Genomic DNA, 15696 nt, shown 5'->3' with positions numbered 1-15696 from the left:
AGCGCCACCCTGCCCACCCGGGCCGGGTGGCGCGTGCCGGCCGTTGTCGAAGGCGGGATCGACCCCGGCATCGCGGGGCCGAGTCTTGACAGCGTCTCGCGGATCCGATTCGGTGCGATCCGGGGGAAGCACCATGAGGGGGGTGCGCGGTGCCGAAGGCTGGGGCGCGGTGGCGTGTCTTTTTGTCGCACACCTCGGAGTTCGCGGAGTACCCGGCTGACCGGTCGTTCGTGTCGGCCGCCCTCGAGGCAGTGGCGCACGCAGGCCATGTTCCGGTCGACATGCGTTTCTTCCCGGCCGCGGACCGCACCGCCGCGGTCGAGTCCTCGGGTCAGGTCGGCTCCTGCGACGTCTACATCGGAATTCTCGGGCGCCGGTACGGCAGCATCGACGAGAACGACGAGCAGCGGCGCTCCTACACCGAGGCCGAGTACGACACCGCGACCGCGCTCGGACTTCCCCGCCTGATTTTCACGCTGGCCGAGGACGCCGACGTCCCCGGCGACCTGTTCACCGCCGCGACGGGCGGCCCCCGGCAGGACGCCTTCCTGCAAAAGGCCCGGCAGAACAAGGTCGTGCAGGCGTTCGCCCAGCCGCAGGCCCTGGGCCACCAGATCTACGTCGCATTACGTGCCCTGGCCGACGGGATCCCCGGCCCGGACGGGGGCCGATCCCTGCCGAAGCTGCGGTCGGTGGACCGTCTGATGCGCGCCGTCCGGACGCTCGGACCGGAGCTGGCCGACGGGCTGGAGTGGACCGAGGAGTCGCTGCGGTCGCTCGTGACGGCCCTGCCCGCCGAGCCTCGGCCCGCGGCACGCCAGGCCGGGCTGCTTCTCGAGCGTCTCCTGCTGATCCTCCCCACCGTCGACCTCGTCGCCGACTTACGGCCGACCACGGTTCAGCTGCGCCGGGCGGTCGCGGCGCTGGGCCATTCCCCGGTGGCCCAGCAGGCCTTCAGCGGGCCGCTCACCGACGCCGACTACACCGCGCTGGTCGACGCGGTGGTGTTCGGGCCCGGTGCGGCCCGGGCGCCTCGCGCGGCGTTGGCCCGTTTCCTCGTTGAGCTGGCCGTCGCGATCGGCCGCGATCCGGCCTCACCGCGGCTGCAGGACTGGGCCACGAGGGTGGAGGCTTCGCGGCAGTACAGCGACGCACTCGCCGCCCAGGCGCGGCGGCACGGTGAACGCCGGCTGCGGCTGATCGTCAGCCTGCACAGCGGTCTTGCCGGCGACTGGCCCGACCAGCTCCACGCGTGGCTGCTGGACGGCCCCGAGCTGGCCCTGCGTGCGGATTTCTCCTGCCCGACGCTGGACCGGCTCGGCGCCGAACGCGCCTACGCCGAAGCGCTCCGGTGGGGGAAGGACTACGCACACGGACGCGGCGAGCGCCTGCGCCACATCGACGTCGCGCTCCCGGCGCGGCTGATGCTGACCTGGAAACCGGAGACCGTCCGCTACGGCGACCCCGCGACCGGTACCGGGCCACGCATCGGCGCATCCCACGACGTGATGGTTCGCTGGAGCGAGCGGCTTGCTCCGGCCCGTCACCACGCGTGGATCAACCAGCATGCCGCCGACTGTCTGCACGAGATGGCCCACCGCGCCGGAGATCCGGTCGAATGGCTCGGCCACACCCACGTCGCCGACCTCGGGCGGCTGCGGGAGCAGCTGGCCGACCGCCGACCCGGCCGGGCGCTGGGACTCTCGTCCCACCCCGGTGACCGCGTCGAGCTCCTCGAGTTGCTGCTGGCCTACCAGCCCGTCGTCTTGTGGCCGGAGGCGGGCGCCGATGTGGACGCCCGGCGCCGGCGCGCGGTCGACGGGTCGTGGTACGAGCTGCCCGACGGGCTCGTCGACGCTTACCGCTCGGGCTGGACGGGCGAAGCGCACCCGCTGGCCGGGGTGCGTGCGGCCTGGCACGACGACGTTTGGCTGGCGTTTTGCCGCAGCCATCAGCCGCGAACCTCCCGGGAGTTGTGATGAGCTGGGTCGGTCCTTACCTGGGCGACGGCGAACCCCGCCCGCTGGTCCTGCCTCCGGCTCCACCGTGGCGACAGTCTCCCCGTCCGGTGGCCAGGACCGTCTTCCAGCCTCCGGCCGGGCTCGTCGACGCGGTCAACGCCGCGCTGCGGCTCCGTCGTCCGCTGCTGGTCACCGGTGCACCGGGTTCCGGTAAGTCGACGCTGGTCGAAGCGGTCAGCGACGAACTGGGACTGGGCCGGGTCCTGCGGTGGCACATCACGTCTCGGACGGTCGTCACCGACGGTCTCTACCACTACGACGTCCTCGGCCGGATCCACGCGCAGCAGCTCCGCCGGGCGGCCCGGGGAGACGCCCGCGGGCGGGCGACGCGCGCGCTGCGGCAGCGTTCCGGTGACGGTATCGGCCCGTACCTGCGGCTGGGACCGCTCGGCACCGCGCTGCTCCCGGGCGATCAGCCCCGAGCCCTCCTGATCGACGAGATCGACAAGAGCGACCTCGACCTGCCCAGCGACCTGCTCGACGTCCTCGAACGCGGCAGCTTCGAGATTCCCGAGCTCGCGCGGTACGAGCAGGACACGGTCGACATCCGCGAGTGGGACGGCCCCCGCCGCCATTCGATCCGAGCCGGCCAGGTCCGGTGCGTCGAGTTCCCGTTCATCGTCATGACCAGCAACGGCGAACGCGACTTCCCGGCCCCGTTCCTGCGCCGGTGCATCCGCTATCAGATGCCGCGGCCGACCGCGGCGGAGGTGACCGCGATGGTGCGGGCCCACCTCGGCACCGAGAGCCTGGCCCCGGCGCCGGTCACGGACCTGATCGCGGCGTTCGTCGAGCGGCTCGACCAGGGCGAGTCGCTGGCCGTCGACCAGCTCCTCAACGCGGTGTTCCTCCTGACCGGGCCCGATGCGCCGGAGGGGATGCAGCGCGAGGGGCTGGTGACGATGCTGATGCGAGAGCTTTCGCGTGCCTGACCGGCTGGGCGTCCTCATCGACCAACTCGCCCGGCAGGGCGTCGACGGCGACGCGACGATGCTCGCCGAGGCGATCTGGCTGGCGGCCCTCGCGGTCGGCGAGGGCAGGCCAACGCCTGCGGACGTCCCCGGCCCGGAGACGTCCGCGTCTGCGACTCCGGGGGGCGGCGGCCCGGCGCCGGGCGAACGGTCGCCGGCACCACCACGCCCGGCCGAGCGTGCGGTTCCTCAGCTGTCCGACGAGAACGAGGCCGAGATCAGGCCCGTTTTCGCCACGTCGGCGACCGACGGGCAGCGGCTCGCCGCGGCCCCGGCGCAGCATCCCAGGACCACCAGGACGGCCGACGGGCTCCCTCGTCCGCTGGAGGTCGCACGGGCGCTGCGCCCGCTGCGCCGCCGATGGCGCCATGGCCGGCGCGCCGAGCTGGATCTGGACGACACCGTCACGGTGTACGCCCGGACCGGGGAGCTCATTCCGGTGTTCCGCCCGGCCCCGGAACGCTGGTTCGACGTCACGCTGCTCGTCGACACCGGACTGTCGATGACACTGTGGGAGCAGGCGACGGACGAGCTCCATCGGCTGCTCGGACAGGTCGGCGCGTTCCGGACCGTACGCCGGTGGACGGTCGCGCTAGATCGGAGCGAAGCGGAGATCCGGGACCAGCGTGGACGAGTCACCTCGCTGCGCCGGCTCCGGGCCCCGGACGACCGGCATCTGGTCGTGCTCCTCAGCGACGGCACGACGACCGCCAACCGCCCGGAGACCACCTGGTCGGTGCTGCGACAGCTGGCCTCGTCGGCGCCGACCGTGCTGGTCAACCCGCTGCCGATGACGATGTGGCGGCAGGTGGGCCTCGACCTGCCCGGTGCGCGCGTGGGCCCGGGCCGGGCCGGAGGTCGTAACGACCGACTCGTGTTCCGGGTTCCGCCGCTGGCCCGGCACGCCCGGCCCGACACCGGCTGGCTCCCGATTCCGGCGATGACGCTGGCGCCGGAACGCATCGCGCGGTGGGCTCGGACGCTGATGAGCGTCGACCCCGACGGGTGCGACGCCCTGCTGGTGCCGACCCGGCCCGCTCCGCCGGACCATGCCCCCGGCCCCACCCCGACCGCGGCCGCGCTGGTCGACGCTTTCACGTACGTCGCCTCACCGGACGCCGCGCGGCTGGCCGTGCTGGCTGCCGCGCATCCCCGGTTGAGCCTCGCTCTGCTGCAGTTCATTCGCCGTGAGTTGCTCCCGTCGGCCGCTCTGACCGCGGCCGCCGAGGTCGTCGCCGGGGGACTCTTCGAACGGCCGACGCTCGCCGACGGTCTCGTCATGCTGCGGTTCGAGCCGGGCGTACAGGAATTGCTCGCGAGCCGGCTCAGCGCCCACGACGCCTGGGACCTCTACGACCTGCTGACCGCGCGACTCGACAGCCCGACCGGCGATCCCGACGCGCTGACGGCCGAACTGCGTTCGTTCCGGACCGCCGAGCAGGAGCTGGAAGCGCTCCTCGGTCTGGACGACGACGGGGAGGCCGCTCCGGGCGGCGAGACCGAAGCGCCGGGGGTCGCGGACACCGACCGGCGGCCGACCGGGACCCGCCGCAGCCTGGGCCCGGCGATCACGCCCCAACAGCACATCCTCGACGTCTGGCAAGCGCTCGTGCGGCGGTCGGTGCGGAATCAGGAGTGGCAGTGGGGAGGCGCGGACGGCCGAGACTCTCTCAGCGACGCCGCACAACTACTCTGCCTGCTGTATCCGGCCACCGCCCTCAGCGAGCTGAAGGTGGACGGCCCCGACGAGACCACCGACGCGGTGCTCGATGCGCTACGCGGAATCGGCGACCGCCTCGAGATTCCGCGCTTCATCCTCCGGACGGCCCACGACTACCTGTCCAGCTACACCGACGAGTCCGATGCGCCGATCTTCAGCGGCGGCGTAGCCGACCCCTCGGATCCCGAGGGGATCGCACCCCCGGTCGTCGAGTCCTACGCGATCAGCCTCACGCTGACGCTCGCGATCGTCGGCTTCACCAAAATCTTCCGCAGGGTAGCCACCCGCACCGACCTGGCCCGAGAGATCGACGAGGTCACCGAGCTCGCGAGCCGGCGCCTGTCCGCAGCCATGATCGGGCTCCTGCGCAGCTTCACCGTCCGGGTCTTCGACCCCGAGTCGAGCCCCGGCACCGCCCTGCTACGTCCGATCCGGACGCCCGGCGAACCCACCGTCGAGGCGGTTCATCGCCTCCGGACGCAACTCCAGGAGGTACGGGCCGGGCTCCGCGACCTGTCCATCGGATCAGGCCAAGGCGAGGACCTCGACAACCCGGACACGCTGTTCACCTGCGGCTGGTCCTGGAGCGTTCTCCGGGAAGCACCCGGGATCGAGACCACGGAGTACGTCGGACCGCAGCCCGACGGCCTCGCGGATCCGGAGCCCTACCTGTACTTCACCGTCGACGCGATGACCGGCATCCTCGACTTGGCGAGTGAACGCACCCGGGTACTGCGTCTGCTCAACGAAGAGCAACAACGCCTGGCCCAGGCGCTGCAACTGCGCTACGACCTCACCCGGTCCTACTGGGCGTCCATCGCCACCGGGCCGGAGGGCCGCTGGCCGCTGGAGACCATCCCCTGGCAGACCACCGACGGCGAACAGTCCCTCTACTTCACGCTCCAGGTGGCCCGCCTGGTCCTCGCCGACCTCGAGCGGCGACGCTCGACCGATCTGCCGATCGACCGCCTCCTCACGGTCTACGCCGCGATCGCCGACCAGGGGGGCGTCACCCGCCCACCCATTCCGGGCGACCCCGCCGTGCACTTCCACGAACCAGGCCAGGCGCTGGCCTTGCGGGGCATCGACAACGCCTACTGGTTCACGTCCGACCTCGCCACGTCGCTCCTGCGTCAAGTGATCACCGCGAGCCTGCTCGCCCGCAACGTCGGCCTCCGCCGCGACCTTCTCGCCCTCAGCGATCAGATCTGGCACCACCTCGACCGGCGTCGCCACACCGCCGGCGCCGGCGAAGGCCTCTGGGACGCACCCGGCCAGGTCTTCCCGGAGGCGGAGCCCGCCGACGACGTGTCCTGGCGCCGGACGTTCCGTTCCGTCGAGACGCTCGTCCAGATGGCGTACGTCCGTGCCGCCACACCGACGCCGTCCGGTGAACTCACCGACTTGGCCGCCGACCTGCTGGCCGGCGCGGAAATCCTGCTCGAAGAGCACACCGCACGGGACGCCGACCCGAGCCACCTCCGCCAACTCGAAGCCCGCCTCCGGGAAGCCCGGTCCCTGCTCAGCACCCGGCCCGGGGCCGCCGCCGCACTAGCCGGCCAGGTGCTGGCCGACCTGGACCGCATCGCCCTCGGAGAGGGGCCTCAAGCCAGGCCGTAGGCGCTGCAGCTCGCCGGGAAGAAACGGTCCAATGGCCCGCCGGCCGAAGCCGGCGGACCATGGAGTCGCACTCGGGATCACGCGCTACTCACCATCGGAGGAGCGCAGTGGGCCGATTCAGCCGCACGCGTCGATGTTGCTGACCCATCGGTGGGACCGGAAATACTCGCCCCCACCGCCGATCTCGTAGTACGAGCCTCGCGGATCGTAGTCGGAGGGACTGGTGTAGTTGGCTCCCGTGTAGAGGCACACCCCTCCGTACGCCGTGCTGGTGCCGTGGTTGTAGACGTACCGCACCGGCCTGGTCGCCGCCCAGGAACAGACGACGGGTGCGGACCGCCAGTCGGCGTCAGCGTTGCTCCAACTGCAGCGGCTCGAGCTGTGGTCGGCCACCGGCCAGATGCAGAAGCTTCCCGACGGGCACGACGGCGCCGCCAGCGTCGAGACATCCGCTCTGGCAGTTGCCGTCTGGCCGGCGGCAGCCGGCTGCACCACCACGAGAAGCGACAGAACGACAGATAACGTCAACACAAGGACTTTACGAGCAACACCCATGAAAAGGCCTCCGGGCCGTCTGGAAGCGTTCGGCTCGCGAAGTGTTCGACATGGACCTTGCGCGAAGCTTGCTCCGAACCGGGGGCGAACTCGCGGTGCCGCCGCCACGGACATGCCGCCATTCTGCGCGTGGCGGAATCGGGTGCCGTTCGTCACTGAGCGTCTGCCGCAGGCGTCGGCAGGACGACACCGCTACGGGATCTTTGCGCACCGGCGAACTGGCCGTCCGTCGGATTGTTGTCGTATCCCCATCCGTACGCGCGGACGACAGCCGGGTCACCGGCACCCTCGACCGTGACATTCAGTTCGGCGACGGGCATCACCTGGTGCGGCGGCATCGACTTGTGCGGCAGCCAGAAGCCGATCTCACATTTGCACTCCGTAGGTCCGCTCGCTGCCTTTGCGCGTGAAGTGGTCGGCCTGCGGGAGGAACGCCCGGATGTCACTGTCGGTGAGGACTCGCAGGCTCGTGGCCAGGTGGCGGCCGTGGCAAGTTCGCCGGCGGGATACGCGAGCGGCAGCTTCGGGGGTGCCACCGACGGCGAGGCGAGCGCGACCACGGCTACCGGCGCCTTCTCGAAGTCCTCGGCCTCCTGGCGGCGGTCGTCGTCGCGCTGGGTGAAGCCGTACAACGACCGGACGACGCAGCCCAGCACCAGTACCGAGACAACAAGTAGCGCAAGGGAGATCAGACCTCGCGCGGACGCGCCCACCGCCACAGCGTTTCAGTACTCCCTTCCCCCATCACTGTCCACACAGGTCAGGTCATCAGGGCTTCCGGGCCACCCCGCCGTAGACGGGAGCACGCTCGCCCGGCTCCTCGGAGCTGATCCGATCGTTGGCGTCCGGACGCCACCGCTGCGTGAGGACCACACCCGGCTCGACCAGCTCCAGACCGTCGAAGAACTGTGCGATCTCGTCCCTGCTGCGAGGGCGGAGCACCATTCCCTGTGCCCGGTACATCGCCTCGGTCTTCGCGGTTTCCTCGGGCTGGAATTCGGCCGTGAGGTGCGACATCACCAAATACGAGCCCGAGGGCAGCGCCTCCACCAGCGTGCCGACCACTCCGTAGGGATCGTGTTCGTCGTCCAGGAAGTGACCGATCGCGAGCAGCAGCAGGGCGACCGGCCGGTCGAAGTCGAGCGTCTCCCGGGCGGCGGCCAGGATCGTCTCCGGGTTCCGGACGTCCGCGTCGACGTAGCTGGTCGAACCCTCGACCGAGCTGGTCAGCAGCGCCCGGGCGTGGACCAGCACGATCGGGTCGTTGCAAGTCAGGTTGTGGACACGGAGGCTGGGTCCCACTGTCCCTCAAGCAGACGAGACGTTACCGCTGTAAGCCGTTGGCGGCCCGCCGCCTAAGCCGCCATGATGCACGCTATGAGTCCGCTCTCCGTCCCAGAGGCGCCCAACGACAAGCTTCATTGGATGACCGAGCGAGCCGTAGTCGAGTTCGTCGAAAAGGCTGAAACGCTGCTTGAGTTGTCATCACAGGCGATCGACGATGAAGACGGCCGTTTCAGTCGCCTAATAGACTTGGCACTCTCCGATGGCGAATTTGACGATGAACAGAGCGACGAGTTTCACAAACTCCTCGGCGAAGCAGGGCAGTGGTATCGGGATTACGTTGCCGCGATGGAGAGAGGGGAGTACACGTTCCGGCCTGATCGACTGCCCGTGAAAGATCGGCACGTGGCGGAGGTCTTCAATAGGTTCCACTATCGTTCTATGCGCAAGGTAGTGGCGCCGAATAGAGCGAATCTAATCCGGTCATCACTCCTGACGGTACTCGTAAGCTCTTTCGAGCAGTTGATATCCGTGCTCGCGCGAGAACTCATGCTGCTCGAACCGTCCTTGATCAAGGGTGACGACTCATCAATCAGCTTTGGGCAGCTATCACGGTTTCGTTCGATCGAACAAGCTCGCGAACATATCGTTGATAAGAAAGTTGATGACCTACTGCGTGGTGAGTTCGCGCAGTGGTCTAGCTGGTTCTCTCGAAAAGAGATATCCCTTCAAATTGAAGACTTCATGGATAACCCGGAGCGGGTTCAGGAAGTCTTCGCTCGTCGGAATGTGATCGTCCACAATGATCGACGAATCAACAGGCAGTACCTGCTGAAAGTAGGTAGCCAGGATTTCGACCGGCTCGGGGACCGCCTGGAGGTCAGCCATGACTACCTGTCGGACGCGATTCAGGAGTTCGCAGCGGTAGGGCTCTTGCTCGTCTCTTCCATATGGATGAAGTTCACAAAAGTTGGACCAGAGCACACGGCCGCTTGGTTGGATGACCAGCTCGACGTGTTGAGAGACGTAAGTTTGCACCGCGCGGTCCTAAAAGTCGCGACGGTTGTGCTTGAAAAGAGTCGCGGCCGGTTGCCGCGAAACTACGAACTGTCTTTGAAGGTGAGTCGATGGGTTTCGCTGCGGCAACTGTCTCAAAATGAAGTAGCTCTTAAAGAAGTTAAAGCTTGGGATGTGACCGGCCTAGATTTGTACTTCTGTCATCTCAAAACAGTGCTCGAAGGTGACCTTACCTGTATGTTGAAGACCGGACGACAATTGATCCGGGAAGAACGATTGAGCATCTTCACGCTTCGCGCCGATCCGGCGTACGAGCCTCACCGAGAATCATCAGAGTATCGCGAGCTATTGCGGGCGGTGCGCTCTATCGCAGCGGCCAAAAGAGTGCTAGCTCAGCCTATTTCCCCTGAAGATCGCAAAAAAGCTGCTGCCATCGCTGCTGCTGCTGCGATGGAAGCCGCTGCCGCCATGGACGCCGGTGCCCCGCAAGCCGAGTAGCCCAGTCTCAGCTACCCACAGGCTCTCCGCGTCACTGCTACTCCTTCAATTACACTATGCAGATAGGGAGATATGAACTATGGATCCTGCACTTACTACATTGAGCGTGCAGCTGGGCCAGCTTGCCGCGCAGAATGGCGCAGCATCGGTGTTCGACCGAATTCGGACCAGAAAGGCGACCAAACAGCACCAAGAAACAATTGCGGAACTTGAGGAGATTGTAAACGACTTGCTCGACGACAAAGCACAGCTAGTGCGAATTGCTCAGGGTTTCGAGCAAGAGCTTGTTGCGCAGCGAATCGCGGACAGCGATGTCGAGTACATCATCCAGAATGTGATTCCTGTACTCGAAGAAGCCATGCGAGGTTCCGAGGGCGCGGCGGTTGCGCAAGCTCAAATCGATGTAATCAAATCGATCCTTTCGGTTGAGACCGTTAAAGTGATGCAACTAATTGGTTTCAACTTCCGGCAAGCCATTGGCGAGCCGCTGACGACGCTCGTTAGTCAACTCATCCTGTCCAGGGCTGCGCCGAGCACCGCGCAAGCCGCGGAATTGCAGCGAATGGCCCTTGAGTTGCAGCAGAAGCTTGCGGAGATTTCCACCGACGACGCCGCTTTCCAGCGCTATCGTCTTCTCGTCACCGGCTAGCTCCTACCGGGCCGTTCCAGTTTCATTCGAGGTCCGCCGGCCCTTCGGCGATCCGGCGGCCCAGAGCCGACCGGCGAACCGGGCCCCTGCTCACACCCCAATGAAGGCTGCACGACGATAGGAGTCGTCCCGGTACAAAAGCCGAGGTTGATCACATAGTAAAGCAGAGCGCACTTCTTATGGAGAGATCACGGCCGTCCCACTTCGATCCAGCTAGGAGGAGCCAGCGGCCCACGGATCGCCGTAAACGCGCCGCTACGGCAGACGGATCGTCCGCAGGATGTCTCCGCCCTTCTGTGCGACGCCGTGGCGGCGCATGCGGTGATCGGCTTAGCCTCCAGCGCATACCCCGGACGCGAAACGCCTGCGGCGTCAAGCGTGCGCGGATCGGCGCTTGCACCTAGTCAGCGCATCCGGTACTCCCTCTTGGGGGAGCGCCGAGCGTTTCCTCGCGTGCTGCACCATTTGCAATAGGAAAGCGCGATCTTATCCGGGCGTCCTGCGTGTCCGGTTCAAAATGATCAGTGCGTTCAAGGTCTCCGGCCGGGTAGGGTCAATAGGCTTCTTGTCGGCGCGTGAGGAGCGAAGTCCAGACTCGGGGTGGGGGATGGAAAAGGGCACACGAATCACGGCTAGGACGCTACTGCTGCATGCGCCCGTGCCACCCACGGCGCCAGAAGACTCGGCGATCGCGCGGATACTGGTAGGCGCCACAGTAGCCAGCATATTAGAGATAGCTTTCAGTTGTCTCGTCGGCCTAGGTTGGCTTTTTTCTGCGGCGCAGCTTCCCATATACGGCGCTTGTCTTTTTGCCGCTTATCGCTGCAACGCCCGAAAAATGGTTCAGGCTTGGCAAGAACTTCGCTCCGTGGGCCCAAACTTCCCCGCGTACACAAGCAGCCGCGGCACCGAGAGAAAGATGTTCGCGATTGAGCCGGGTAGATGGACCGCATCATTACGTGAACTTCGAAGCGAACAAAATGAGTACAGACGCGAACACGGGAGAAATGCGGACACCAGCCATATTAAGGCGGAGTACCGCCTAGTTATAGCCATCGTCGAACATAGTTTCAACAATAGGGACCTTGGCTATGCGGATGGGGAGTCATTGGGGGGCAAACGTTCTGATCACCCAATGTTGGTGCAAGAAAGATTGGTATTCAATTCCGAATTTGCCGATGAGGCTGACGAAGAGGCCGCGCGGATAGGCTCCGTACTACTGCTCGAACTGATGGAGTTTTTAGCGGAGAGAAGCCAGGAGGCCAATAGCGCCGAAGTTGTCCTTTCGAAGATTAGCGACGGCGTCGAATTTTCGACCTTCCTTGATGTGGTCCGAGCAGCTTCGGCGTGGGGCCTGATCAATATCAATCTCGGTCGACCGGAATGGTTAGCCGTGCTGGTTCAAGCGACGTTCGGCTCGACAACGCCCTTGGAAGGTATCTACCGATCCGCTTCTATTAGCGTCACTGATGCGGGCAAGATATGGAATGAAGCAGGTAAAGCGATGGAAGCGTCTGCTAGGAGGTCACGAGTGAATCAACCAAGCGGTCCGACATTTAACATCGACAACACAGGCGGGACAATCTTCGGGTCGACGTTCGGCGGGGGGCGAGTTGAGTTCGGCGGAGTCGAGTACTCCGCTGGTGCATCGGTCCCGCCCGACAAGGCTGCTCAGGCGCTCAAAGAGCTCTTGCGTGACCCCGAAATTCCGTGGAATCGGTCAGAGTTTGCGAAGTTACGACAGATAGTTACCGATGCGCCAGTTGAGCAAGCGAAAGAGTCAGGACTCCTGGCCACTTTCCTCACGCGGCTTGGAGAACTGGCATCTGGTATTGGTATCGGCATTGCGGGAAACGCCGCGTATCAACTATTACTAAACTTTGTTTCTATAAAGTGACTGTAATGCTCGTTAGTTACCCTCCGCCACCCGCCGGCAATGCCTGCACGTTGAGCACCTCGGGAGACTGAGTGATCCAGCCTCCACTGACGCGCGTGCCAGTAGCAATAGCACTGGCGTTCGTTGTTTTCGCCTTCTGGTTTGCCGCCGAGAAGTTGGGCGACTTTTCTGCCTTAGAGCGGTCTAATGCACGTGCACCGAGTAATGGCGACTCGCAGTCTGCCGCTGCGGGGCCAAGCGCTAGCAGACTGGGACGGGGGCCCGATTCGGCTCGGCCCAGCCCATCGATGATTCGAGTAGGAGGAGTTGCGCTTACGGTGCGATCGATAATCCCTTACCGCAATGGTGAGGTGGTAGTCCACATTGAGCTGCGCAACTCCGCCACTTCGTATGCATATCTTTTCGGCGAAGAGCAGGCCCTAGCTGATGTAAGTGGAGAAAGGGTTATCGGCGTTGCAGACGTTATTTCGGTCGGGCCGGGCGAGACTGCGAAGGCCGACCTACATTTTCCGACAACAGCTAGCTTTGTGCCTTCACGCATCGAATTCAACCTTGCTAGCGACAGCGCAAGTATGCAACTTCGCTAGCGGTCGGCGTCCCGAGCCCTGCATCACGAGCTGAGCCAATTCCACACCTCAACGCGGTAGCGACTGGTTATCTCTTCAATCGGTTCTCCAGTGCGGAGGCAGCGTACCTGACGCTCGGCGCGACCTCTGAGGTCTTCTGCATGAGGCGCACTGCGAGGTCGACGTCATCCACATGGCGAACCATATATCGAGTCTCGACAGCGGAGGGATGAATATCCGGATTCGTCTCCATTCGCACGATGGGTTCAAGCGCGAGAAGGAACTCATTGGAATCGAGGATCCGAGTATCCATTCTCTCTAGTTCCTTTAGTAGCAGTCCGACTTTGCTCAAGATATCGTCAGCTATAAGCGATTGTCGACCAACGGCTTCTCGAGCATGCGTGACAAAGAGTTCCCAGTTTAAGTGCGCAATTACAATCTGCTCGCCGAGTCGGTCAACGGGCGAGAAGTTTTCGGAGAGCTGGTCGCTAATCTCTTCAATGAGCGCTTGCGCGCTGAAGGGATCGGCAAGCTTGCCCGTCATTCTACAGCTGTTCACTTGTTCACGTAAGCGATAGAAGTCACCAAGAAGGGTGTCGGTCACGGCGGTTCCGCCCAGTCTCGACATGCCGGAAAGAGCTTCGGCCAGTCGTCGCATCGTTCGATAAGACAGTTGCGCCGCAGCCTGGCTATCCAATAGCGACGTACGCTGTTTAGCGAGCGTATCGAGTACGAGAACGGCGAGCGGAAGCCCGAAACTGGCACCTGCGGCTGAGGTAAGTAGATTAATTGTGAACGGAAGGTCGCCCCACCAATCGAGTATGTCCCCGGTGATACCTAAAGTAAGAAGTACCCCGCTCAGCATCCAGAGCGAAAGGGCTCCTAGTCGCATCGCGAGGCTGTAGGTCCGCCACCACGCCCGTATCCGTTGGTACATGTGTTCATTCAAGCGGACTACGGACACCGATTGCAGCGACTCGTTCGTTCGTACTCCTCCAGCAGTGAGACTAGGCCCGGGACTAGGTCAAGGAGACTAGTCGCCGGACCTGTTCAACCGATCCGGGATGCGGTCGGATGAACCTGCGTCAAAGACAGGCGGCCCGGGACGGTGCGGGAACACCGACCCGAGCCTTGATCCCACCCTTACGCGGAAGGGCACGGACCCAGTGACGAACTCTATCGACATGCCCGCAGGCGGGTTCCGGGTTGAGCTGGATGACGGTCAGGTCGTCGAGTCCGACGGCAGCATGGTCACAGACCCGCAGAGCGGAGACCAGATGCCGGCGCTCGTCCTTCGCATGACTGGCGCTCGGGCTCACGTCTTGGCCCATGTACTCGACGACTGGTCACGGGTGGCGTTCGTGTTCGCCTCCCTACGGTCGTCCGCCGTGACCGAACGGGCCTTGGCCCGGACCCTTGATGCTGGGGCGGCGCTGTCCGGCGATCCTAGGGCCGGACGCTGCGCACTGCGGATCTCGACCGCAGTCACGACTGAGCAGCGCTTCGCGGCGCTGGCTGTGCTCCGGCAGCGCGAACAAGGACTCTCCGAGCTACAACGGGTGGCTGTCGTCGATTCTGCCGCACGCTGGCTGGCTGAGGACGCGGGCGAGGAACTGGCTTGGGCGCTTTTGCAGGCGGTGTGCTCGGACAAGACGACGACGACGCATGTGTACCTGGCGCTGGTGGGCTCGCCCGACGGCGGTGAGCAGTGATGCACGGCGACCTTGGCCACCCAGCGCCTGCCTTCCGGCACGTAGCCGACGACTTACGAAGGCAGATTCGGAGCGGCAATTACGCGGCAGGAGATTGCCTGCCGGGAGATGCCGCCCTGGCCGAGCGATATGGCGTCTCGGAGACCACAGTTCGCGACGCAATGGAAGCGCTCGTCTTCGAAGACCTTCCCGCTCGTCCCGGCAACAAGCCTCGTACGGTGATGACCGAAGACGGGTACACCCTTATCGTCGGACGGACGATCACGCTCGCGCAGCGCAGGGATGCCGGCGACTTGGTGAGGCTCTGGAACCCGTGCCTGTCCGACTTGCAGCGGGTCGCGGTGGTCGACGCGCTGGCCTACTGGCTTGGTGAGGACGGGGACGAGGAACTGGCCGAAGCGCTGGCCCAACTGGTTCTGGCCGATTCTGGGAAAGTCCGCGAACTAGTCGCCGTCTTCACCGAGCAACCCTGACGCGGATGCCGCAGCCCTCGTGCTATGACTCGTTCCTGGTAAGGCGAGCGCAAAGGTCCGCTAGGTCGCTGACGGCCATGCTCGGCGTGATGCCCCGGAAGGCGTCAGGAGTCGCAGCGTCGCCGGGCGGCTGTACGAAGCCCCAGGGACCGCGTTGCACCCAAACCGTAAATAGGCCGGCTTTCGCCGCTGGGTGAACATCGTTGTCCAGCCGATCGCCGACGTAGGCGATCTCCTCCGGTTGGTGCCCGGAGACCTCGATGAGCTTGTGGAAGAAGGCCACGTCCGGCTTGGTCGCGCCCCAGTCGTCCGAGGTCGCGACCAAGTCGGATGGGAGGTTGAGTTCGCGGATGAACTGGCCCGCACGGGTGGTCTGGTTACCGGCGATGCCGACGAAGTAGCCGGCGTCTCGCAGGGCGGCCAGGCTCGGGCGCGCGTCCGGGTAGAGGTTGAGCGCGTTCAGGTACTCACCCATACCGGCGCTGATACGTGCGTGACGCTCCGCATCGAGGTCAAACCCTGGCTTGAAGTGCTCGAAGACTGTCCGGTAGTCCTCGCCTCGGGCCAGCACCGCGCCGAACATCGCGGAGAAGGTATGGCGGGGCACGCCGAGCCAGTCTGCCCATGTGCCGTACTCGTTGGACTCGTCAATCAGGGTTTCGCCCACGTCGAACCAGACAGCGCGGATCGGCACAGCGGTGCTTCCTTCCGTC

General features: G+C 65.1%; 13 protein-coding genes. 8 read left to right on the top strand and 5 right to left on the bottom strand.

The features are described from left to right. The first annotated feature begins 182 nt into the window (after positions 1–182). From ACIBZJ_RS11485 to ACIBZJ_RS11475, 3 genes are read left to right on the top strand one after another with little or no spacing between them, the layout of a single operon-like run. On the top strand, positions 183–1979 hold the full coding sequence (locus tag ACIBZJ_RS11485; protein WP_395928237.1) for a DUF4062 domain-containing protein: 1797 nt from the start codon (positions 183–185) through the stop codon (positions 1977–1979). Further along, entirely contained in the window at positions 1979–2953 is a 975-nt protein-coding gene (locus ACIBZJ_RS11480; protein WP_395928235.1) for an AAA family ATPase, read from the top strand. The genes ACIBZJ_RS11485 and ACIBZJ_RS11480 overlap by 1 nt, the downstream gene beginning before the upstream one ends. Beyond that, positions 2946–6332 (top strand): SCO2524 family protein, encoded by a 3387-nt coding sequence (locus tag ACIBZJ_RS11475; RefSeq protein ID WP_395928233.1) that lies wholly within the window; start codon positions 2946–2948, stop codon positions 6330–6332. The genes ACIBZJ_RS11480 and ACIBZJ_RS11475 overlap by 8 nt, the downstream gene beginning before the upstream one ends. Positions 6333–6449: 117 nt before the next feature. Here the strand turns inward: ACIBZJ_RS11475 and ACIBZJ_RS11470 are convergent, their stop codons facing one another. From ACIBZJ_RS11470 to ACIBZJ_RS11460, 3 genes are all read right to left on the bottom strand, one after another. Further along, the gene (locus ACIBZJ_RS11470) at positions 6450–6860 is read right to left on the bottom strand and encodes a peptidase inhibitor family I36 protein (protein ID WP_395928231.1); all 411 of its coding nucleotides are present in this window, start codon (positions 6858–6860) and stop codon (positions 6450–6452) included. Positions 6861–7039: 179 nt separating this feature from the next. Beyond that, positions 7040–7600: a hypothetical protein gene (locus tag ACIBZJ_RS11465; protein ID WP_395928229.1), complete on the bottom strand. Its 561-nt coding sequence runs from the start codon at positions 7598–7600 to the stop codon at positions 7040–7042. Between the two features lie 55 nt (positions 7601–7655). Continuing rightward, positions 7656–8189, bottom strand: a complete 534-nt coding sequence (locus tag ACIBZJ_RS11460; RefSeq protein ID WP_395928227.1) for an SAM-dependent methyltransferase — start codon at positions 8187–8189, stop codon at positions 7656–7658. 75 nt (positions 8190–8264) lie between these two features. On the opposite strand from ACIBZJ_RS11460, the gene ACIBZJ_RS11455 reads away from it, so the two are divergent. The 3 genes from ACIBZJ_RS11455 (at position 8265) to ACIBZJ_RS11445 (ending at position 12232) form a co-directional block, all read left to right on the top strand. Next, on the top strand, positions 8265–9686 hold the full coding sequence (locus ACIBZJ_RS11455) for a hypothetical protein (protein WP_395928225.1): 1422 nt from the start codon (positions 8265–8267) through the stop codon (positions 9684–9686). A 100-nt stretch (positions 9687–9786) separates the two neighbouring features. Then, positions 9787–10335: a hypothetical protein gene (locus tag ACIBZJ_RS11450; RefSeq protein ID WP_395928223.1), complete on the top strand. Its 549-nt coding sequence runs from the start codon at positions 9787–9789 to the stop codon at positions 10333–10335. Positions 10336–11254: 919 nt separating this feature from the next. After that, positions 11255–12232: a hypothetical protein gene (locus ACIBZJ_RS11445; protein WP_395928221.1), complete on the top strand. Its 978-nt coding sequence runs from the start codon at positions 11255–11257 to the stop codon at positions 12230–12232. A gap of 654 nt (positions 12233–12886) precedes the next feature. Here the strand turns inward: ACIBZJ_RS11445 and ACIBZJ_RS11440 are convergent. Next, complete coding sequence (locus ACIBZJ_RS11440; RefSeq protein ID WP_395928219.1) at positions 12887–13663, bottom strand: hypothetical protein; 777 nt, start codon at positions 13661–13663, stop codon at positions 12887–12889. A gap of 319 nt (positions 13664–13982) precedes the next feature. On the opposite strand from ACIBZJ_RS11440, the gene ACIBZJ_RS11435 reads away from it, so the two are divergent. Both ACIBZJ_RS11435 and ACIBZJ_RS11430 read left to right on the top strand, forming a co-directional pair. After that, complete coding sequence (locus ACIBZJ_RS11435) at positions 13983–14510, top strand: hypothetical protein (protein ID WP_395928217.1); 528 nt, start codon at positions 13983–13985, stop codon at positions 14508–14510. Then, positions 14510–14983 (top strand): winged helix-turn-helix domain-containing protein, encoded by a 474-nt coding sequence (locus tag ACIBZJ_RS11430; RefSeq protein ID WP_395928214.1) that lies wholly within the window; start codon positions 14510–14512, stop codon positions 14981–14983. The genes ACIBZJ_RS11435 and ACIBZJ_RS11430 overlap by 1 nt, the downstream gene beginning before the upstream one ends. 22 nt (positions 14984–15005) lie before the next feature. Here the strand turns inward: ACIBZJ_RS11430 and ACIBZJ_RS11425 are convergent, their stop codons facing one another. Further along, positions 15006–15677, bottom strand: coding sequence for an HAD family hydrolase (locus tag ACIBZJ_RS11425; protein WP_395928212.1), 672 nt, complete (start codon positions 15675–15677; stop codon positions 15006–15008). Positions 15678–15696: the final 19 nt, after the last annotated feature.

This window comes from Cryptosporangium sp. NPDC051539, assembly GCF_044454545.1.
Lineage (GTDB): Bacteria > Actinomycetota > Actinomycetes > Mycobacteriales > Cryptosporangiaceae > Cryptosporangium.
This window is presented reverse-complemented; position numbering and strand designations above follow the sequence as displayed.